This window comes from Bacillus sp. 166amftsu (assembly GCF_900107445.1).
Lineage (GTDB): Bacteria > Bacillota > Bacilli > Bacillales > Bacillaceae_G > Bacillus_A > Bacillus_A arachidis.
Genome location: NZ_FNQA01000008.1, coordinates 120,230 through 141,065, shown reverse-complemented (window position 1 = coordinate 141,065; position 20,836 = coordinate 120,230). Strand labels below are relative to the sequence as shown.

Annotated in this window: 17 protein-coding genes, 2 rRNA genes, 1 pseudogene and 1 riboswitch; of the genes and pseudogenes, 18 read left to right on the top strand and 2 right to left on the bottom strand. The window is 38.1% G+C overall.

The genetic code is table 11. The features are described from left to right. Together BLV40_RS18445 and rrf are read left to right on the top strand one after the other, a co-directional pair. Positions 1-136: ribosomal RNA gene (locus tag BLV40_RS18445) — 23S ribosomal RNA — on the top strand; the annotation flags it as partial. 50 nt (positions 137-186) lie between these two features. Continuing rightward, positions 187-302 (top strand): 5S ribosomal RNA (rrf, locus tag BLV40_RS18440). Positions 303-503: 201 nt separating this feature from the next. On the opposite strand, the pseudogene BLV40_RS18435 reads toward rrf, so the two are convergent. Next, positions 504-783: pseudogene (locus BLV40_RS18435) on the bottom strand (hypothetical protein). Between the two features lie 400 nt (positions 784-1,183). Next, positions 1,184-1,285: riboswitch (purine riboswitch) on the top strand. A gap of 110 nt (positions 1,286-1,395) precedes the next feature. On the opposite strand from BLV40_RS18435, the gene purE reads away from it, so the two are divergent. The 13 genes from purE (at position 1,396) to BLV40_RS18370 (ending at position 14,986) form a co-directional block, all read left to right on the top strand. Beyond that, entirely contained in the window at positions 1,396-1,881 is a 486-nt protein-coding gene (gene purE / locus BLV40_RS18430) for a 5-(carboxyamino)imidazole ribonucleotide mutase (protein ID WP_026593310.1), read from the top strand. Then, positions 1,878-3,029 (top strand): 5-(carboxyamino)imidazole ribonucleotide synthase, encoded by a 1,152-nt coding sequence (gene purK / locus BLV40_RS18425; RefSeq protein WP_090692654.1) that lies wholly within the window; start codon positions 1,878-1,880, stop codon positions 3,027-3,029. The genes purE and purK overlap by 4 nt, the downstream gene beginning before the upstream one ends. Further along, a complete protein-coding gene (gene purB / locus BLV40_RS18420; protein WP_026593308.1) occupies positions 3,026-4,327 on the top strand; it encodes an adenylosuccinate lyase in 1,302 nt (433 codons plus the stop codon). The genes purK and purB overlap by 4 nt, the downstream gene beginning before the upstream one ends. Positions 4,328-4,421: 94 nt before the next feature. Then, positions 4,422-5,141 (top strand): phosphoribosylaminoimidazolesuccinocarboxamide synthase, encoded by a 720-nt coding sequence (purC, locus tag BLV40_RS18415; protein WP_026593307.1) that lies wholly within the window; start codon positions 4,422-4,424, stop codon positions 5,139-5,141. Then, positions 5,134-5,388: a phosphoribosylformylglycinamidine synthase subunit PurS gene (gene purS / locus BLV40_RS18410; RefSeq protein ID WP_026593306.1), complete on the top strand. Its 255-nt coding sequence runs from the start codon at positions 5,134-5,136 to the stop codon at positions 5,386-5,388. The genes purC and purS overlap by 8 nt, the downstream gene beginning before the upstream one ends. Next, on the top strand, positions 5,385-6,068 hold the full coding sequence (purQ, locus tag BLV40_RS18405) for a phosphoribosylformylglycinamidine synthase subunit PurQ (RefSeq protein ID WP_026593305.1): 684 nt from the start codon (positions 5,385-5,387) through the stop codon (positions 6,066-6,068). The genes purS and purQ overlap by 4 nt, the downstream gene beginning before the upstream one ends. Beyond that, positions 6,052-8,271 (top strand): phosphoribosylformylglycinamidine synthase II, encoded by a 2,220-nt coding sequence (gene purL / locus BLV40_RS18400; protein WP_090692651.1) that lies wholly within the window; start codon positions 6,052-6,054, stop codon positions 8,269-8,271. The genes purQ and purL overlap by 17 nt, the downstream gene beginning before the upstream one ends. Next, a complete protein-coding gene (gene purF / locus BLV40_RS18395) occupies positions 8,256-9,671 on the top strand; it encodes an amidophosphoribosyltransferase (RefSeq protein ID WP_026593303.1) in 1,416 nt (471 codons plus the stop codon). Before purL ends, purF begins: the two co-directional genes overlap by 16 nt. A gap of 114 nt (positions 9,672-9,785) precedes the next feature. Beyond that, entirely contained in the window at positions 9,786-10,826 is a 1,041-nt protein-coding gene (gene purM / locus BLV40_RS18390; RefSeq protein ID WP_026593302.1) for a phosphoribosylformylglycinamidine cyclo-ligase, read from the top strand. Next, complete coding sequence (gene purN, locus BLV40_RS18385; protein ID WP_026593301.1) at positions 10,823-11,410, top strand: phosphoribosylglycinamide formyltransferase; 588 nt, start codon at positions 10,823-10,825, stop codon at positions 11,408-11,410. The genes purM and purN overlap by 4 nt, the downstream gene beginning before the upstream one ends. Before the next feature lie 24 nt (positions 11,411-11,434). Further along, complete coding sequence (purH, locus tag BLV40_RS18380) at positions 11,435-12,970, top strand: bifunctional phosphoribosylaminoimidazolecarboxamide formyltransferase/IMP cyclohydrolase (protein WP_090692647.1); 1,536 nt, start codon at positions 11,435-11,437, stop codon at positions 12,968-12,970. A gap of 275 nt (positions 12,971-13,245) precedes the next feature. Then, complete coding sequence (purD, locus tag BLV40_RS18375; RefSeq protein WP_026593299.1) at positions 13,246-14,511, top strand: phosphoribosylamine--glycine ligase; 1,266 nt, start codon at positions 13,246-13,248, stop codon at positions 14,509-14,511. A 64-nt stretch (positions 14,512-14,575) separates the two neighbouring features. Beyond that, entirely contained in the window at positions 14,576-14,986 is a 411-nt protein-coding gene (locus BLV40_RS18370) for a hypothetical protein (protein ID WP_090692644.1), read from the top strand. Positions 14,987-15,420: 434 nt separating this feature from the next. Here the strand turns inward: BLV40_RS18370 and BLV40_RS18365 are convergent, their stop codons facing one another. Then, positions 15,421-16,830, bottom strand: a complete 1,410-nt coding sequence (locus BLV40_RS18365) for a sigma-54 interaction domain-containing protein (RefSeq protein WP_090692641.1) — start codon at positions 16,828-16,830, stop codon at positions 15,421-15,423. 189 nt (positions 16,831-17,019) lie between these two features. On the opposite strand from BLV40_RS18365, the gene BLV40_RS18360 reads away from it, so the two are divergent. Genes BLV40_RS18360 through gcvPB form a run of 3 tightly spaced genes read left to right on the top strand, consistent with a single transcriptional unit; the run spans position 17,020 to position 20,816 of the window. Next, positions 17,020-17,796 (top strand): SDR family NAD(P)-dependent oxidoreductase, encoded by a 777-nt coding sequence (locus tag BLV40_RS18360; RefSeq protein ID WP_090692638.1) that lies wholly within the window; start codon positions 17,020-17,022, stop codon positions 17,794-17,796. A gap of 30 nt (positions 17,797-17,826) precedes the next feature. After that, the gene (gene gcvPA, locus BLV40_RS18355) at positions 17,827-19,215 is read left to right on the top strand and encodes an aminomethyl-transferring glycine dehydrogenase subunit GcvPA (RefSeq protein WP_090692636.1); all 1,389 of its coding nucleotides are present in this window, start codon (positions 17,827-17,829) and stop codon (positions 19,213-19,215) included. Between the two features lie 29 nt (positions 19,216-19,244). Next, positions 19,245-20,816, top strand: a complete 1,572-nt coding sequence (gene gcvPB / locus BLV40_RS18350; protein WP_090692633.1) for an aminomethyl-transferring glycine dehydrogenase subunit GcvPB — start codon at positions 19,245-19,247, stop codon at positions 20,814-20,816. The last annotated feature ends 20 nt before the right edge of the window (positions 20,817-20,836 follow it).

The window sequence follows — 20,836 nt, the reverse complement described above, 5'->3', positions numbered from 1 at the left end:
AAGCCCCCCTCAAGATGAGATTTCCCATAGCGTAAGCTAGTAAGATCCCTGAAAGATGATCAGGTTGATAGGTTCGAGGTGGAAGCATGGTGACATGTGGAGCTGACGAATACTAATAGATCGAGGACTTAACCATATAATATGAAGCAAATGTTATCTAGTTTTGAAGGAATATGCCTTCAATAGTTTGGTGATGATGGCAGAGAGGTCACACCCGTTCCCATACCGAACACGGAAGTTAAGCTCTCTAGCGCCGATGGTAGTTGGGACCTTGTCCCTGTGAGAGTAGGACGTCGCCAAGCAAAAACCTAAGTCATTTCGACTTAGGTTTTTTTGTGTATATTTTTATCCCGCTATTTACGGGTAGTAAGCCCCTCATCTCAAGATTCAGAGAGAAACGAGAAAGATGGGCGGGGGGATCAACTAACTGCTCGTAAAAGCCGGATTGGTGAGGGGTAATAATCAGTGAGGATGAAGAAAACCCCACTAATTAAAGTTTCACTTTATTTACCGAATGAAATAATCCATAAATTTAGCAATGCTAAAAATGAAAAAAATAAAAAAGAAGAGGCTGTTTAAAATAATAGCAATTTGTTTTCGTTTCCCAGATTTTCCGAACGAACCTAGAATAATTCCGATAATGGGACTAATTATTTCAATAAGCAGTATAGGTTTGAAGTAATGATAGTAGAAGAAATGAGATGTTATAAAAGAGGATTCAATAACTGCAGCAGTTACTGCGATAAAAAGAAATAAATATGACAACTTAGTAAGTTTCTGCATAATCAATCCACCTATAAATGAGTATGAGCTTATAGTAATAGTATCAGAGGATTTACTTAAATATACAAAAACGTAATTATTTACACCTTGATTTGATCACTTTCTCATATGTTAAGATTATAAAGTAATATAGATTTGAAAAAATAACGGTTATTGTAATGCGTTATAACTTTAGATAATTAAAAGTCACTTAAATGATGGCTAAAGTATTGTATCGCTATACCACTAGATCCTCATGTAGTTACGCTTTGTATTCTTATCCTAATTTCCTTTCATACATGTATATATTTTCACTTCTTCTTTTGAATATAACTAAAACACGAACGTTATCAATGACGAACAAAAAAACATTCGATTATTTGTTGACATTGTTCATGAAATATTGTTAATATAACCATAGAAACAATATTATATCGCACCTCATATAATCGCGGGGATATGGCCTGCAAGTCTCTACCTAACGACCGTTATTCGTTAGACTATGAGGGAAAGTCACTCGGTATTTTTCTATTCACAAGGGATACGTATGCCTGAGTAGAGCGCTTTCTCTCATAGTAAAAGAGAAAATGTTCTATGTCAGGCTTTTTTTATTTGAATCGGGGGGATTCTAATATGAAATCACTAGTTGGAGTCATAATGGGAAGCACGTCAGACTGGGAAACAATGAAATATGCTTGTGACATTTTAGATGAATTAAATATTCCGTATGAGAAGAAAGTTGTATCCGCTCATCGGACTCCAGATTATATGTTTGAATATGCAGAAACTGCTCGTGAACGTGGATTAAAAGTTATTATTGCTGGAGCTGGAGGAGCCGCTCACTTACCAGGGATGGTTGCAGCGAAGACAAATCTTCCTGTAATCGGCGTTCCTGTTCAATCAAAAGCGTTAAATGGTTTAGATTCATTACTGTCTATCGTTCAAATGCCAGGAGGGGTTCCAGTTGCCACTGTTGCGATTGGCAAGGCTGGTTCAACAAACGCGGGACTACTTGCAGCACAAATCCTTGGATCATTTCATGATGACATACATGATGCATTAGAACTGAGACGAGAAGCAATTGAGAAAAATGTGCGTGAAGGCAGTGAGTTGATATGACAAAAATCATTTTACCAGGAAAAACAATTGGAATTATTGGCGGTGGCCAGCTAGGAAGAATGATGGCGATAGCAGCGAAGGAAATGGGTTATAAAATTGCTGTTTTAGATCCAACAAAACATTCACCATGTGCACAAGTTGCTGATATTGAAATTGTGGCAGCATACGATGATTTGAAAGCGATTCAACATTTAGCAGAAATAAGCGATGTTGTGACATATGAATTTGAGAATATTGATTATAGATGTTTACAATGGCTTGAAAAATATGCGTATTTACCACAAGGCAGCCAGTTGTTAAATAAAACGCAAAATCGTTTTACAGAAAAGAATGCAATCGTGAGTGTTGGCTTACCAGTAGCACCATATAAACTTGTGCAGAGGCAAGACGAACTTTTAGAAGCAATTACGGAACTTTCCTTTCCTTGTGTGTTAAAGACAACAACAGGGGGATATGACGGAAAAGGACAAGTGGTTTTAAGAAGCGAAGCGGATGTTGCGAGAGCAACTGAACTTGTAAATCAAGCTGAATGTATTCTTGAGAAATGGGTGCCATTTAAAAAAGAAATATCAGTTATTGTAACTCGCAGTGTCAGTGGTGAAACGAAGGTATTTCCAGTAGCTGAAAATATTCACGTGAATAACATCTTACATGAATCTATTGTACCAGCTCGTATTACAGACGAACTTTCACAAAAAGGAGTTGAATACGCACAGGTACTGGCGGATGAACTTCAGCTTGTGGGAACACTAGCGGTAGAGATGTTTGCTACAGCAGATGGTGAGATTTATATTAATGAATTAGCACCAAGACCTCACAATTCAGGACACTATACAATTGATGCATGTGAAACGAGTCAATTTGGGCAACATATTCGAGCAATCTGTAATTTACCTCTAGGAGAAACAAATTTGTTAAAACCAGTTGTCATGGTAAACATTTTAGGCGAACATATAGAAGGGGTCCTAAGACAAGTGAATAGATTTACCGGGTGCTATTTACACTTGTATGGAAAAGAAGAAGCAAAAGCGCAGCGCAAAATGGGGCATGTAAATATTTTAAATGAAAATATTGAAGTTGCTTTAGAAAAAGCGCAGAGTTTGCATATTTGGGACCATCAAGAACAACTTTTGGAGGGAAAAAGATGATTAGTCGTTATACACGCCCTGAGATGGGTGCGATTTGGACGGAAGAAAACAAATTTAAAGCATGGTTAGAAGTTGAAATTTTAGCTTGTGAGGCATGGGCTGAACTTGGTGATATTCCAAAAGAAGATGTAAAAAAACTTCGTGAGAATGCATCATTTGATATTGACCGTATTTATGAGATTGAGAAAGAGACACGCCATGATGTAGTTGCTTTCACTCGTGCAGTATCAGAAACACCAGCACTAGGTGAAGAACGTAAATGGGTACACTACGGCTTAACATCTACAGACGTAGTTGATACAGCGTTATCTTATATCTTAAAACAAGCAAACGAAATCTTATTAAAAGACTTAGAAAACTTCATTACTATCTTAGCTAACAAGGCAAAAGAGCATAAATACACAGTTATGATGGGAAGAACACACGGTGTTCATGCAGAACCAACTACATTTGGTTTAAAACTTGGTCTGTGGTATGAAGAAATGAAACGTAACTTAGAGCGCTTCAAACAAGCAGCTGATACAGTTCGCGTTGGTAAATTATCTGGTGCAGTTGGTACATACGCGAACATTGATCCATTCGTAGAAAAATTCGTTTGTGAGAACTTAGGATTAGAAGCAGCACCAATTTCAACACAAACATTGCAACGTGATCGCCATGCGCATTACATGTCAACACTTGCACTAATTGCAACATCTATCGAAAAGATTGCGGTTGAAATTCGTGGCCTACAAAAGAGTGAAACACGTGAAGTAGAAGAGGCTTTCGCCAAAGGACAAAAAGGATCTTCTGCAATGCCGCATAAACGTAATCCAATCGGATCTGAAAATATGACTGGTTTGGCCCGCTTAATTCGTGGTTACATGCTAACTGCTTACGAAAACGTTCCATTATGGCACGAGCGTGATATTTCTCACTCTTCTGCAGAACGAGTTATCTTACCAGATGCAACAATCGCATTAAACTACATGTTAAACCGCTTTGGTAATATCGTGAAAAACTTAACGGTATTCCCAGAAAACATGAAGCGCAATATGCAAAGAACATACGGTTTAATTTACTCTCAGCGCGTAATGCTTACGCTAATCGACAAAGGTATGGTACGTGAAGAAGCTTATGATATCGTACAGCCTAAAGCGATGGAAGCTTGGGAGACACAAGTACAATTTAAAGAGCTTGTAGAAGCAGATGAGCGTATTACAAGCAAATTAACACAAGAAGAAATCAACGAATGTTTCAATTATGAACATCATATGCAACATGTTGATACAATCTTTGAACGTCTTGGATTGAACTAATTTGAAAATTTTATATGGCACAGAATAGAATCATTCTGTGCCATTTTTTATAAACATATTATTCATATTTTTCAAACTACAGGGGGCTTGCGAAATGCAAAAGCTAGAATTGCTGTATGAGGGTAAGGCAAAAAGAATTTATCGTACAGAAGCAGCAGATATGGTTTGGGTAGAGTACAAAGATAGTGCTACTGCTTTCAATGGGGAGAAAAAAGCGACAATTACAGGAAAAGGTCGTCTGAACAATGAGATTACAACTCTTTTATTCAGAAAGTTACAAGAAGTGGGAATTAAAACACATTTTGTTGAGAAGTTGTCAGATACAGAACAACTTGTGAAAAAGGTAAGTATTATTCCATTAGAGGTTGTCACAAGAAACGTAATCGCGGGAAGTCTTTCAAAACGCTTAGGAATGGAAGAAGGAACTGCACTTGCAGCACCAATCGTAGAATTGTACTACAAAGATGATGATTTAGGAGATCCGCTTGTAACAGAAGATCATATTCGTGTGTTAAACGTTGCAACGCCAGAGCAAGTAAGTACATTACGAGAAAAGGCTCTACAAATCAATCAAATATTGATTGAGCACTTCGCAAGCTGTCGTGTAAGATTAGTAGATTTTAAACTAGAGTTTGGACTAACAGAAGAAGGCGAAATCGTATTAGCAGATGAGATTTCACCAGATACTTGCCGCTTATGGGATGAAGCGAGCAATGAAAAATTTGATAAAGATGTATTCCGCCGTGATCTTGGCGATTTAACAGAGGCATATGAAGAAATTTTAAAACGTTTAGGGGGAGCTTCACATGTATAAAGTTAAGGTATATGTAACATTAAGAGAGAGCGTATTAGATCCACAAGGAACAGCAGTGAAAGGTGCTCTTCACAGTCTTTCATTCACAGAAGTGCAAGATGTTCGCATCGGTAAATATATGGAGTTAACAATTGATAAATCAGTGACTGATCTGGATACAAAGGTAAAAGAAATGTGTGAGAAACTATTAGCGAACGTTGTAATGGAAGATTTCCGTTACGAAGTTGAGGAGGTTGTCGCACAGTGAAATTTGCCGTAATCGTTTTTCCAGGTTCGAACTGTGATGTTGATATGTTTCATGCAATTAAAGATGAGCTTGGCGAAGAGGTAGACTACGTTTGGCATGATGCAGAGAATTTAGATGAATATGATGCAATTCTTTTACCAGGAGGTTTCTCTTACGGTGATTACCTTCGCTGCGGTGCCATTTCTCGCTTTGCAAATGCAATGAAAGCTGTGCAAAAAGCAGCTGAACAAGGAAAGCCAATTCTAGGTGTATGTAACGGATTCCAAATATTGGTTGAATCAGGGCTGCTACCAGGTGCATTAATGCGAAATAAAAACCTAAAGTTTATGTGCCGTACAGTGGGATTACGTGTTGAAAATAACGAAACGATGTTTACATCGCAATATGAAAAAGGTGCAGTAATCAATATTCCAATCGCACATGGTGAAGGGAATTACTACTGTGATGAAGCAACTCTTAAAGAATTAGAAGAAAAGAATCAAATTGCATTCCGTTATGTAGACAATCCAAACGGAAGCGTTTCAGATATTGCAGGTATTGTAAATGAAAAGGGAAATGTACTTGGCATGATGCCGCACCCAGAGCGTGCTGTGGATGAACTTCTTGGCGGCGCTGAAGGTTTAAAAGTCTTTCAATCTATTTTGAAACATTGGAGGGAAACATATGTCGTTAATGCTTGAACCAAATCCAACACAAATTAAAGAAGAACGTATATATGCGGAAATGGGGCTAACAGACGAAGAGTTTGCCATGGTTGAAAAGATTTTAGGACGTTTGCCGAACTACACAGAAACGGGACTATTCTCTGTTATGTGGTCAGAGCATTGTAGTTATAAAAACTCAAAACCTGTTCTTCGCAAGTTCCCAACAACAGGAGAGCGCGTATTACAAGGACCTGGTGAAGGTGCAGGGATTGTAGATATTGGTGATAATCAAGCCGTTGTATTTAAAATGGAAAGTCATAACCATCCTTCTGCAATTGAGCCATATCAAGGTGCGGCAACGGGTGTTGGTGGTATTATTCGCGACGTATTCTCTATGGGAGCACGTCCAGTAGCATTATTAAACTCTCTTCGCTTCGGTGAACTACAATCACCACGTGTGAAATATTTATTTGAAGAAGTAGTTGCAGGGATTGCAGGATATGGTAACTGCATCGGGATTCCAACTGTTGGCGGAGAAGTACAGTTTGATTCATGTTATGAAGGAAACCCACTTGTAAATGCAATGTGCGTTGGTTTAATTAATCATGAAGATATTAAAAAAGGGCAAGCACATGGTGCTGGTAATACAGTTATGTACGTAGGTGCTTCAACAGGACGTGACGGTATTCACGGTGCAACTTTCGCATCAGAAGAATTATCTGAGAGTTCAGAAGCGAAACGTCCAGCGGTACAAGTAGGGGATCCATTTATGGAGAAACTCCTTATTGAAGCATGCTTAGAGCTTATTCAATCTGATGCTCTTGTTGGAATTCAGGATATGGGAGCTGCAGGATTAACATCATCTTCTGCAGAGATGGCAAGTAAAGCAGGAATGGGTATTGAAATGTACTTAGATGATGTACCACAACGTGAAACAGGTATGACGCCATATGAAATGATGTTATCTGAATCACAAGAACGTATGTTAATTGTTGTGAAAAAAGGTAGAGAGCAAGAGATTGTAGAGTTGTTTGAAAAGTACGGACTTGCGGCAGTTACGATGGGAAAAGTAACGGAAGATAAAATGCTTCGCTTATTCCATAAAGGTGAAATGGTAGCGGAAGTACCAGCAGATGCACTAGCAGAAGAAGCACCAATTTATCATAAGCCTTCAAAAGAAGCAGCGTATTTTAAAGAGTTCCAAGAAATGAAGATGGAAACACCGAAATTAGATAATTATAAAGAAACATTGCTAGCTCTATTACAACAACCAACGATTGCAAGTAAAGAGTGGGTATATGATCAATATGATTATCAAGTACGCACAAGCACGGTTGTTACACCAGGATCAGACGCAGCCGTTGTACGTGTGCGCGGGACAGAAAAAGCATTAGCGATGACAACAGATTGTAATTCTCGCTACATTTATTTAGATCCTGAAATGGGCGGTAAAATTGCAGTAGCAGAAGCAGCACGTAACATCGTATGTTCAGGTGGAGAACCGCTGGCAATTACAGATTGTTTAAACTTTGGTAACCCAGAAAAACCAGAGATTTTCTGGCAAATCGAGAAATCAGTAGATGGTATGAGTGAAGCTTGTCGTACACTACAAACTCCAGTTATTGGCGGAAACGTATCAATGTACAACGAACGTAGCGGTGAAGCTGTATATCCAACACCGACTGTTGGTATGGTAGGTCTTGTTCATGATTTAAAACATGTAACGACACAAGAATTTAAGCAAGCTGGAGATCTAGTTTATGTAATTGGAGAAACGAAAGCTGAGTTTGGCGGAAGTGAATTGCAAAAGATGGTATACGGCAAAATCTTTGGTCAATCACCAAGCATCGATCTAGAAGTAGAATCTAAACGCCAAAAGCAATTACTAGAAGCAATTCAAGCAGGACTTGTTCAATCTGCACATGATGTTGCAGAAGGCGGATTAGCAGTCGCAATTGCTGAAAGTGCAATTGGAGCTAAAGGATTAGGTGCTACTGTGAAATTAGCTGGAGAAGCAACAGCGGCGTTATTCGCGGAATCACAATCACGCTTTGTTGTAACAGTAAAACGTGAAAAGCAAGAAGCATTCGAGAAAGTAGTAGAAGCAATTCAAGTTGGGGAAGTCACAAATACAAATGAAGTAACAATTCGTAATGAAGAAAATGAAGTATTACTTACAGCAAATGTTGATGAAATGAGAAAGGCTTGGAAAGGGGCAATCCCATGCTTGCTGAAATAAAGGGGTTAAATGAAGAATGTGGCGTTTTCGGAATTTGGGGGCATGAAAATGCAGCACAAGTTACGTACTACGGATTGCACAGCTTACAGCACCGTGGACAAGAAGGCGCAGGCATTGTTGTAAATAATGGGGAGAAAATTGTTGGTCATAAGGGGTTAGGTCTAGTATCGGAAGTGTTTTCAAGAGGTGAGCTAGAAGGATTAAATGGAAAATCAGCAATTGGTCACGTACGCTATGCAACGGCAGGCGGAAGTGAGGTAGCGAATGTTCAACCACTACTATTCCGTTTTTCTGATCATAGTATGGCATTAGCTCACAACGGTAATTTAATTAATGCAAAGATGCTTCGCCGTGAATTAGAAGCAGAAGGAAGTATTTTTCAAACGAGTTCAGATACAGAAGTACTACTTCATTTAATTAAACGTAGTACAAAAGGTTCATTAATTGAGAGTGTGAAAGATGCATTAAACAAAGTAAAAGGTGCATTTGCATATCTTTTATTAACAGGTAACGAAATGATTGTTGCGTTAGACCCGAATGGATTCCGCCCACTGTCAATCGGAAAAATGGGAGATGCATATGTTGTAGCATCTGAAACATGTGCTTTTGATGTAGTTGGTGCAACATACATTCGAGATGTTGAACCTGGAGAACTACTTATTATTAATGACGAAGGTATCCAAGTAGATCGTTTTACAAATGATGTAGAACATGCAATTTGTAGTATGGAATACATTTACTTTGCACGCCCAGATTCCAATATTGCTGGCATCAATGTTCATGCAGCGCGTAAAAGTATGGGGAAACGTTTAGCGGCGGAAGCTCCTATTGAAGCAGATGTTGTAACAGGGGTACCGGACTCTAGTATTTCTGCGGCAATTGGTTATGCAGAAGCAACTGGCATTCCGTATGAATTAGGATTAATTAAAAATCGTTATGTTGGTCGTACCTTTATCCAACCTTCTCAAGAATTGCGTGAACAAGGGGTAAAAATGAAGCTTTCGGCAGTACGAGGAGTAGTTGAAGGAAAGCGCGTCGTAATGATTGATGATTCTATCGTAAGAGGTACAACAAGTAAACGCATTGTCCGTATGCTTCGTGAAGCAGGAGCGACAGAAGTGCATGTGAGAATTGCTTCTCCACCACTTAAGTATCCGTGTTTCTATGGCATTGATATTCAAACGAGAAAAGAATTAATCGCAGCTAACCATTCTATAGAAGAAATACGTCAAATCATCGGCGCAGATTCTTTAACATTTTTAAGTGAAGATGGCTTAGTCGATGCGATTGGTCGTCCATATGAAGGGAAATACGGCGGCTTATGTATGGCGTACTTTAATGGGGATTATCCAACAGCCCTTTATGATTATGAACAAGAACTTTTAGAAAGTATGAAATAAAAAAGCGAGAAGCTTCTACTTGATTTTAAGTAGAAGCTAGCTTTTTCCTAAAACATACTCTATAGAGAGTGCCCGCTTGGGTGGGAGAAATTAAAAGACGAGGTGTAAAAAACGATGGCGAATGCATATAAGCAAGCAGGAGTAGATATTGAAGCTGGATATGAAGCGGTATCTCGCATGAAAAAACATGTACAAACAACAATGAGAAAAGAAGTACTAGGCGGTCTTGGCGGTTTTGGAGGTATGTTTGATCTATCAAAATTTGCATTAGAAGAACCTGTATTAGTATCTGGAACAGACGGTGTAGGTACAAAATTGATGCTCGCTTTCATGATGGATAAACATGACACAATTGGTATTGATGCAGTAGCAATGTGTGTAAATGATATTGTTGTCCAAGGAGCAGAGCCGCTTTTCTTCCTTGATTACATTGCTTGTGGTAAAGCAGAACCTAGTAAAATTGAAAACATCGTCAAAGGTATATCAGAGGGTTGTCGCCAAGCGGGTTGTGCGTTAATTGGCGGAGAAACAGCTGAGATGCCAGGTATGTATTCCACTGAAGAGTATGACTTAGCTGGTTTTACTGTTGGTATTGTTGATAAAAAGAAAATTGTAACAGGAAATTCTATTGAAGCAGGTCATGTATTAGTTGGCTTAGCATCTAGTGGTATTCATAGTAACGGGTATTCTTTAGTACGAAAAGTGTTGTTAGAAGATGGACAGTTATCTTTAGATCGTATACATGGTCGCTTAGAACTACCTCTTGGTGAAGAATTATTAAAACCAACGAAAATTTATGTCAAACCTATTTTAGAACTATTGAAGAAATATGAAGTGTATGGCATGGCACATATTACAGGTGGAGGATTTATTGAAAATATTCCACGTATGTTGCCGGAAGGAATCGGAGCAGAAATTGAACTAGGTTCTTGGCAAATTCAACCGATTTTCAGCTTACTTCAAGAGGTTGGAAAACTAGAAGAAAAAGAAATGTTCAATATTTTTAACATGGGTATTGGTATGGTAGTTGCGGTAAAAGAAGAAGATGCAGAAACTGTTGTCAAGCTTCTTGCAGAACAAGGAGAAAAAGCACATATTATTGGACGAACTATTAAGGGATCGGGTGTTACTTTTAATGGAGGCACAGGACTATGAGTAGATTGGCAGTCTTTGCCTCTGGAAGCGGATCGAACTTCCAAGCATTAATGAATGCAGTGGAAGAAAAAAGCTTACATGCTGAAATTAGTTTGCTCGTATGTGATCAACCTGAGGCGCGTGTTATTGGACGGGCACATTATCATCATGTTCCGTGCTTTGCTTTTTCGGCGAAAGCATATGAATCAAAAGAAGCATTTGAAAATGAGATATTAAAAAAATTGCGAGAATACGAGATTGATTATGTTATTTTAGCGGGATATATGCGTTTGATTGGTCCTACATTACTGGAAGCATACGGCGGGAAAATCATTAACATTCATCCGTCATTATTACCAAGTTTTCCAGGGAAAGATGCTGTCGGTCAAGCGTTAGAGGCAGGAGTGAAAGTAACAGGAGTCACGATTCACTACGTAGATGCTGGGATGGATACAGGACCTATTATTGCTCAAGAAGCAGTAAAAGTTTCCGAAGCGGATACAAGAGAGAGTTTACAAAAGAAAATTCAGCAAGTTGAACATAGATTGTACGTAGCTACGGTGAACGAAATCGTTCAATCTATGAAAGAGAAGGCCGTTAAATAACATTCAACTAGGGGTGAAGGATAAATGAAAAAGCGTGCATTAGTAAGTGTTTCAAATAAAACAGGTGTTGTAGAATTTGTTAAAGGGTTACTTGAACAAGGGATTGAAGTTATTTCAACAGGTGGAACGAAAAAATTATTAGAGGAAAACGGCTTACAAGTAATTGGGATTTCTGAAGTAACTGGCTTCCCGGAAATTATGGACGGGCGTGTGAAAACATTACATCCAAACATTCATGGTGGTTTACTTGCAGTACGTGATAATGAAACGCATGTGACGCAGATGAATGAATTAGGCATTCAGCCAATCGACTTTGTTGTTGTAAACTTATACCCATTTAAGGAAACAGTTGCTAAACCTGATGTGACATTTGCTGATGCAATTGAAAATATTGATATCGGTGGTCCAACAATGATTCGTTCAGCTGCGAAGAATCATAAATTTGTATCAGTAATCGTTGACCCAATAGATTATGATGTTGTACTAGCCGAGCTAAAAGAAAACGGCGAAGTTACAGACGAAACAAAACGTAAATTAGCAGCGAAAGTATTCCGTCATACAGCGGCATATGATGCATTAATTTCTAACTATTTAACGGAACAAATGGGAGAAGAAAGCCCAGAAACATTAACAGTAACATTCGAGAAAAAACAAGATTTACGTTACGGTGAAAACCCACATCAAAAAGCAACATTCTATAAAGCGCCATTTGCAGCAACTTCTTCTGTTGCATATGCAGAGCAGTTACATGGAAAAGAGCTATCTTACAACAATATCAATGACGCGGATGCAGCGCTTAGCATCGTGAAAGAATTTACAGAACCAGCAGTGGTAGCAGTAAAACATATGAACCCATGCGGAGTTGGTGTTGGTACTGATATTCATGAAGCATATACACGTGCTTACGAAGCGGATCCAGTATCCATTTTCGGAGGTATTATTGCAGCTAACCGTGAGATTGATAAAGTTACGGCTGAAAAATTACATGAAATTTTTTTAGAGATTGTTATCGCACCTTCTTTCTCACAAGAAGCTTTAGAAGTGTTGCAAAGTAAGAAAAACTTACGCCTTTTAACTGTAAATATTGAAAAAGCAGTAAGTGCAAGTAAAAAATTAACTTCTGTACAGGGTGGCCTTCTAGTTCAAGAAGAAGATACGTTAGCGCTAAATGAAGATGCAATTACAATTCCAACAAAACGTGAACCAACAGAGCAAGAATGGGCCGATTTAAAACTAGCTTGGAAAGTTGTCAAACATGTAAAATCAAATGCAATTGTTTTAGCAAAAGATAATATGACAATTGGAGTGGGAGCAGGACAAATGAACCGCGTTGGTTCAGCGAAAATTGCAATCTCGCAAGCTGGTGACAAAGCACAAGGTAGCGCCTTAGCATCTGATGCATTTTTCCCAATGCCAGATACAGTAGAAGAGGCTGCTAAAGCAGGTGTTACAGCAATCATTCAACCAGGCGGATCGATTCGTGATGAAGATTCTATTAAAAAAGCTGATGAATATGGTATTGCTATGGTGTTCACTGGCGTACGTCACTTCAAACATTAATAGAGGAAGTTTAAAAAGTCCGGTCAAGATAACCTTCGCATTTCTTCGTTGCTTTGCCAGTCCGGTACTCATGTAGTAAAAGCTACACTCCGTATCCTCCTGGCCGCAGCGCCTTGAACTGCTCGGTTCTCTTGATCCTCCTTTTTAAATTTTTATTGTTAGAGGGGGTTCAAAAAGTCCGGTCAAGATAACCTTCTTTTTGAACATGAACGAATAGAAACAAAATAGGAGCACTGCTCCTATTTTGTACTTATTTGAATAATGGAGGATAACATATGAATGTTTTAGTAATCGGCCGTGGTGGGCGCGAACATGCTTTAGCTTGGAAGTTTGCACAGTCTGAGCAAGTTGAAAAGGTATATGTAGCACCGGGAAATGAAGGCATGAGAGATGTGGCAATGCCAGTTGATATTGATGAGAATGACTTTGACGCACTTGTTCTATTTGCGAAAGAAAATAATATAGGTTTAACGTTCGTTGGTCCAGAAATTCCTCTTATGAATGGAATTGTTGATCGTTTTGAAGCAGAGGGACTTCGCGTTTTTGGTCCGAATAAAGCAGCTGCTGTAATTGAAGGAAGCAAAGCTTTTACAAAAGAGCTTATGAAAAAGTATGATATTCCAACCGCAGCATATGAAACATTCACAAACTATGAGGAAGCGGTAGCATATATTCAAAAAGTTGGTGCACCTATTGTTATTAAAGCGGATGGTTTAGCAGCTGGTAAAGGTGTAACAGTAGCAATGACGTTAGAAGAGGCATTGCAAGCTGTAAAAGAAATGCTGCAGGATGTAAAATTCGGTGAAGCAAGTAAAAAGGTTGTTATTGAAGAGTTTTTAGATGGACAGGAATTCTCTTTAATGGCATTTGTAAATGGAACAACCGTTTATCCAATGGTAATTGCACAAGATCATAAGCGTGCTTTTGACGGTGATAAAGGACCGAATACAGGCGGAATGGGTGCATATTCTCCAGTACCTCAAATTCCCGAATCAGCAGTTAGCGAAGCAATTGAGACAATTTTACATCCAACTGCTAAAGCGATGATTCAAGAAGGACGTTCATTTACAGGTATTTTATACGCGGGGCTTATTTTAACAAACGAAGGACCAAAAGTAATTGAATTCAATGCTCGTTTTGGTGATCCAGAAACAGAGGTTGTATTACCACGTTTAGAGAGTGATTTAGTCGACGTATGTAATTACGTATTAGATGGGAAAGAGCTAACACTTAAATGGTCTGAGGAAGCAGTTATTGGTGTAGTACTTGCTTCAAAAGGATACCCAGAAGCATATGAAAAAGGTGCTGTGATTTCTGGATTAGATACATTAGAAGATGCAATTGTTTTTCATGCAGGCACAGCTATGAAACATGGAGATTTTGTAACAAACGGTGGTCGCGTTTTATTTGTAGCTTGTAAAGGCAAGGATTTACAAGAAGCGAAGGATAACGTTTATAAAGAAATTAAGAAAATTGAGAGTGACGGTTTATTTTATCGAAGTGATATCGGATATCGTGCGGTTGCAAAGGTAGATTGTTAAGAGCTAACATAAATTATGTTAGCTCTTTTGATTTTATTTTGTATTTTTGGAAAGGGAGGATTATATGTTTGCGATGGGGATTTTAATTATATATGTAATGATTTGTATCATACCTACAGCAGTATTAATTACCGGCTATGTATGGCAGAAGGAAAGAGGAAGAATATTCGATGCGAAATATAGCTTTTTAATTTCAATATTTGGAACATATTATGCGTTTGTGATTTTTACTCAAGAAATGATTATTTCTAATAAGGATGGAGAAGTTGTACTTGGAATTGTAATAAGTTGTATAGGAATTATCGCAGCGCTATGGACCTTAACAAATTCACTGTATGGAGGAATTTTATTACTCATTATAAGTTTCATAGGATACGTATATAATGCTTCTTTTTTTGGTGTGTTATCCTTTTTCTTAGTTATAGGTGGAATCATTAGCTTAGGAGAACATTGGAGAAAAAAGAAAATCAATTGATATAAAAGGATACAAGGAATATTATTGATTACCAACTCCTTCCTGAATATAACTGTGGAAATATTTATAATTATATTACAATAGGTATATGTTAAATATTAGGAGAGCTGTAGGGGGAACTATTAGTTTTAGGGTATGGTCAATTTAATATTATGGGACCTATAGTTATAATATATTTTTTTCTTACTGGTATAATTGGAATTTATTTTGCAGCTTTTCACTATGTTCGTTACTTAAGAAACTATAAGAGACAAGAATAATTTATATTTTTGAAATAACATAACGTGTGCAAATTGCACACGTTATAAATTCTTGTTTTGCTATTGGTAGACAGTAATACTCCTACTTCAAAGTTCGGTGTAAGTAAGGAGATTAGGCGGGAGATAAACTTACTATAAGGTTAATTTGCGAGAGTTGAAGAAAATCTTTCATCATTACAGTTTCACGTCATTATAAATCCCGAGTTTCTCCATTTTTCTATATAATGTGCGTACACTAATCCCCAAAGCAGCCGCAGCTTGTTTTTTTCCTTCATAATCATAACCATAGTCATGAAGTTTTTGAATAATGCTTTCTTTTTCCGCTTCTTGCAATGCACCAGGTTGCTTCGTGGATGAGCACAGCAACTCCGAATGATTTTGAAGAAATGCTGGTAGTGATGATTCGGTTAATTGGCCACTTTTCTCCATATTCATGCTATATTCTAAAACATTCTCTAATTCACGAATGTTCCCAGGCCAGTGATATTGTTTTAATCTTGCTAGAAATGCCTCTGTGTAACTTTGAATGAATTTTCCTGTTCTTGTCTGTAATTTTTCAATTAAGAAAGGGACGAGTTTCTTTAAGTCTTCTTTTCGCTCGCGAAGTGGTGGTAAATGAATTGGAATCACATTGAGTCTGTAGTAAAGATCTGAACGGAATTGTTTAGATTCTATTAATTTTTCTAAGGGTTGATTTGATGCAGCGATAATTCGGACATTCACTTTTTGGGGAAGCGTTCCACCAATTCTTTGTACAACACCATCTTGTAGTACTTTTAATAACTTTGGTTGTAAATGGAGAGGAAGATCTGCCACTTCATCTAAAAATAACGTGCCTCGGTCGGCCATTTCAAAGTAACCGGGCTTTCCTTTCTTTCTCGCCCCTGTAAATGCACCTTCCTCATAGCCAAAGAGCTCACTTTCAAATAAAGATTCAGGAATGCTGGCACAATTTATTTCAATGAAATCTCCCCTCTGGAATATGCTTTGTTCATGAATAAGCTTTGCCATCAAGCTTTTCCCCGTTCCCGTTTCTCCTGTAATAACGATGGATGAGGTACTACTTTTCATGTTTTTTAAGATTTCTTTTATGTTTTGTAATGTATAACTGCTTCCAAGGATATATTCAGTTTGTTTTAATTTTGTCCCTATTTTGGAAGTAGAATAATTTGTTTCATGAATCATATCGGTAATAATCTCTTTTAACTTTTCCATCCAATAGATAAATTCTTTTTGCTGATCTAGTAATTCCTGTTGCTTATCTTTGGAAAAACTAACGAATGAAAGATAGCCATAGTGGCGTTCATTTTGAATCATATTTTGTATAATTTCTGCAGTGGATGGACAGCTCTTTTGAAAGTGGCAACCATGACACATATTCATATGCCCCGGCTTATGTACAAAGGTAATAGGATGCTCGTATAGTTTTTGGAAAAAGGGGAGGTATACGCGTTCTCCTTTTTTCTTTTTATATTCTTCCGTTGAAGAAACTAATAGCCCTTCATGGTTGAAATAGGCGATTTCTATTTGTAAGAGTTCGGAAAAGGCATGAATCATTTTTGTGATTGCTGTGATTGTAGACAATTTTGAACCTCCTTTCTATTTATGTAATTATTGTATGATAATTCAGAAAAATACAAAAGTGTCAAATGTTTGTCAAAAATGTCAAATGATCGTATCAAAGTTGCTTACTACAATAAGGGTTTTTCACGTAATAAAATTGGCATGTTTTTTGCTTAATAAAAAGCAGATGCAAATAAAGGAGGTTTTTTTATGGAAAGAGATTATTTTCAATTAAAGGATAAAGTGGCGGTTGTAACCGGAGCGGCATCAGGAATTGGGTATGCGACAGCAACCATCTTTGCTGAAGTAGGAGCTACCGTCATTCTTTTAGATATTGATGAGGAAAAAGGTATGCAGGCCACGCAGGGTTTACGAGACGAGGGGCAGAGGGCAGAGTTTTTGAAGTGCGATGTAACAAGTGAATTAGATTGTAAGAATGTGAGTGAACATATTAGGAAGGTATATGGAAGTGTAGATGTGCTGTTTAACAACGCCGGAGTTATTAGAAGAAAAACAGTTGTTGAATTAGAAGAAAGAGAGTGGGATTCAGTTATTAATGTGTCATTAAAAGGTGTATATCTTTTATCTAAATATATCATTCCAATTATGGCTGAAAAACAAGGGGGAAGTATTATTAACACTGGCTCTGGATGGGGACTAAAAGGGGGCGATAAGGCAGCTGCATATTGTGCTGCAAAAGCGGGGGTTATGAACTTAACGAAGGCGATGGCAATTGATCATGGGTCGCAAAATATTCGAGTAAACTGCATATGTCCAGGTGATACAGATACGCAGTTACTACGCGACGAGGCGAAACAATTGAATGTAGAAGAAGGGTCGTTTTTGAAAGATTCAGCAATAAATCGGCCTCTATCAAGAATTGGTACACCACGGGATATCGCAAAAGGTGTTTTATTTTTAGCTAGCGACTTGTCATCTTGGGTGACAGGGACAGCACTTGTTGTCGATGGCGGAGGCTTAGCATAATTGAATGAAATTTAACAAGGGGGTATTAAGATGACGAAAAAGGTACATCCTTACATTCCAAATATGGTACCTGAAGTAAAAGAAGAGATGTTAAAAGAAATCGGCGCTGAAACCGTGATGGAACTATACGCCTGCATACCAGAGGAACTCAAGTTAAAAGAGGAAATGAATATACCAAAGGCGCTTACAGAATATGAACTGCGTCGCCATGTTGAAGGGATACTTTGTAAAAATACAAGTACAAGTGAATATGTAAATTTTTTAGGAGCAGGGTGTTGGCAACACTTTGTACCAGCTGTTTGCGATGAAGTGAATCAGCGATCAGAATTTTTAACGGCATATGCTGGGGAACCGTATGAAGATCATGGCAGGTTTCAAGCTTTATTTGAATACCAAAGCTTAGTAGCGGAACTTGTTGATATGGATGTTGTAAATGTGCCTACATTTGATTGGGGGCAAGCAGCAGCTACATCAATTCGGATGGCTGCCCGTATAACGAAAAGAAAAAAGGTATTAGTAGCACAAACCGTGTCACCTGAGAGAATGAAAATTATCCAAAATTATGGGTCCCCAGATCTTGAATTTGTTTCTGTTGGTTATGATGATGAGAATGGTCTTCTAGATTTAGAAGATTTAGAGAATAAGATAGCTGCTAATGTAGCCGCAATTTATTTTGAAAATCCTTCCTATTTAGGATTTATTGAATCGCAAGGGATGGAAATTGCGGAAATTGCAAAGCAACATGATGCGCTAGTAGTTGTTGGTGTTGATCCGATATCGCTTGGAGTGCTAGCACCACCAAGCCACTATCAAACAGATATTGTTTGTGGTGACTTACAGCCTCTTGGTATGCATATGAACTATAGCGGAGGGCAAGCTGGGTTTATTGCTACAAGAGATGAGGAAAAATTTGTGAATGAATACCCTTCACGTTTATTTGGAATTGTCCCAACAGTAAAAGAAGGAGAGTACGGATTTGGAGATGTAGCGTATGACCGAACATCTTTTGCCCTTCGTGAAAAAGGAAAAGAATCAGTTGGTACACAAACAGCGTTATGGGGCATTACAGCAGGAGTTTATTTATCGTTACTTGGACCAAATGGTATGTATGAATTAGGTCAAACGATTATGCAAAATAGTCAATATGCAGTAAAACAATTAAACCAAATCCCTGGAGTGAAAGGTTCAAGATTAAGTTCTCCATTTTTTAAAGAGTTTGTTGTTGATTTTAATGAGACCGGTTTATCAGTAGAAACTATAAATAAGAGATTGTTAGAAAAACAGATATTTGGAGGAAAGGATATTTCGAAAGAGTTTCCTAAATTTGGTCAATGTGCCTTGTATTGTGTTACAGAAGTTCATACGAAGGAAGACATTGATCGGTTAGCTGCCGCTCTGCAAGAAATTGTGACAAATTAAAAAAGACGAACGGAAAGGAGAATCGACTGATGAAGAAAATTAAAAGGAATAGTAAAGTCCGTGACTTTCATCAAGCAAAATGGAATGAACCAATTATTTTTGAACTTCACCAGCAAGGAGAAAGGGGCGTAGACGTTCCTGTAGCGGATGAAACAATTGTGAAAGAAGTTGGTGATGGAGTTTCAAAGATTCCTCATTCTATGTATAGAAAAGAAAGAGCGAGACTTCCGGAAATCGGTCAAGCACGTGTGTTAAGGCATTATGTGAGACTTTCACAAGAGACGTTAGGATCAGATTTTAATGTTGAAATTGGGCAAGGGACCTGTACGATGAAATATATTCCTAAAATTAATGAATTATTAGTACGGAATCCTAAAATAATGGAACTGCATCCTCTTCAAGATGAAAGTACGGTCCAAGGCATGCTAGAGATTATATACAAATTGGATCTTTGTATGAGAGAAATTTCTGGTATGGATCATTTTTCATTTCAACCGAGTGGTGGCACACAAGCCTTATTTGCTATGGCATCCATTGTAAGAAAATATCATGAATCTCGAGGGGAAGGGGAAAAGCGGAATGAAATTATTACAACCATTTTTTCTCATCCTTCACAAGCGGCTACAGCGGCTGTTAAAGGCTTTAAAATCATTACGCTTCATCCGGATAAAGATGGATTTCCTGACCTTGAAAAATTAAAAGCTGTTGTTTCAGAAAGAACAGCAGGATTTGTTGTAGCGAATCCTGAAGATACAGGGATTTTTAATTCGAAGATTAAAGAGTTTACGAGGGTTGTTCATGAAGCAGGTGGGATTTGCTATTACGACCAGGCAAATGCAAACGGCCTTCTTGGGATTACGCGGGCGAAAGAAGCAGGATTTGATATGTGTTTTTTTAATCTTCATAAAACATTTGCAGCTCCGCATATGTGTGGTGGACCAGCAACAGGTGCACTTGGTGTAAGTAAAGAGTTAAAAGAGTACTTACCAGGACCAATTGTCGAATGTGATGATGAGAAATATTATTTAAATCATGAATTGAAACATTCGATTGGGAAAGTACGTGCTTTTCATGGTGTGGCACAAACGATTTTAAGGTCTTATGCATGGATTCGTGCTCTAGGACCAGAAGGGTTAAAAGAAGTGGCGACAACGGCTGTGTTAAACAATAATTATATGTATCATAAAGTACAAAAAATTCGTGGTGCAAGCGCTCCGTATGTGAAAGGGCAGCGGCTTGAACAAGTTCGTTATAGTTGGGAAGAGATGAACGATGAAACGGGTGTTACGACAGAAGATGTTCAAAGAAGGATGACGGATTTCGGTTTACACTACTGGACGAGTCACCATCCATATATCGTTCCTCAGCCGTTTACATTGGAGCCGACTGAGAGTTATTCTAAGGCAGATTTAGATGAGTATATTGCGGCACTTGAACAAATTTCGCAAGAGGCATATGGAAGTCCTGAAATTATTCGAAATGCCCCGCAAAATAGTACGATTCATAAATTAGATGAACAGGATTTTCTAGATGATCCGAAAAAATGGTGTATTACATGGAGAGCTTATCAGAAGAAAGTACAGTTACCGGAGTTAATTTAAGGTAGAGGGCAATCAAGAGA

What these genes read in the sequence shown, in the direction of transcription:
- purE (WP_026593310.1), top strand. Translation starts at nt 1,396, where the DNA reads ATGAAATCACTAGTTGGAGTCATAATGGGAAGCACGTCAGACTGGGAA.
- purK (WP_090692654.1), top strand. Translation starts at nt 1,878, where the DNA reads ATGACAAAAATCATTTTACCAGGAAAAACAATTGGAATTATTGGCGGT.
- purB (WP_026593308.1), top strand. Translation starts at nt 3,026, where the DNA reads ATGATTAGTCGTTATACACGCCCTGAGATGGGTGCGATTTGGACGGAA.
- purC (WP_026593307.1), top strand. Translation starts at nt 4,422, where the DNA reads ATGCAAAAGCTAGAATTGCTGTATGAGGGTAAGGCAAAAAGAATTTAT.
- purS (WP_026593306.1), top strand. Translation starts at nt 5,134, where the DNA reads ATGTATAAAGTTAAGGTATATGTAACATTAAGAGAGAGCGTATTAGAT.
- purL (WP_090692651.1), top strand. Translation starts at nt 6,052, where the DNA reads ATGTCGTTAATGCTTGAACCAAATCCAACACAAATTAAAGAAGAACGT.
- purF (WP_026593303.1), top strand. Translation starts at nt 8,256, where the DNA reads ATGCTTGCTGAAATAAAGGGGTTAAATGAAGAATGTGGCGTTTTCGGA.
- purM (WP_026593302.1), top strand. Translation starts at nt 9,786, where the DNA reads ATGGCGAATGCATATAAGCAAGCAGGAGTAGATATTGAAGCTGGATAT.
- purN (WP_026593301.1), top strand. Translation starts at nt 10,823, where the DNA reads ATGAGTAGATTGGCAGTCTTTGCCTCTGGAAGCGGATCGAACTTCCAA.
- purH (WP_090692647.1), top strand. Translation starts at nt 11,435, where the DNA reads ATGAAAAAGCGTGCATTAGTAAGTGTTTCAAATAAAACAGGTGTTGTA.
- purD (WP_026593299.1), top strand. Translation starts at nt 13,246, where the DNA reads ATGAATGTTTTAGTAATCGGCCGTGGTGGGCGCGAACATGCTTTAGCT.
- BLV40_RS18370 (WP_090692644.1), top strand. Translation starts at nt 14,576, where the DNA reads ATGTTTGCGATGGGGATTTTAATTATATATGTAATGATTTGTATCATA.
- BLV40_RS18360 (WP_090692638.1), top strand. Translation starts at nt 17,020, where the DNA reads ATGGAAAGAGATTATTTTCAATTAAAGGATAAAGTGGCGGTTGTAACC.
- gcvPA (WP_090692636.1), top strand. Translation starts at nt 17,827, where the DNA reads ATGACGAAAAAGGTACATCCTTACATTCCAAATATGGTACCTGAAGTA.
- gcvPB (WP_090692633.1), top strand. Translation starts at nt 19,245, where the DNA reads ATGAAGAAAATTAAAAGGAATAGTAAAGTCCGTGACTTTCATCAAGCA.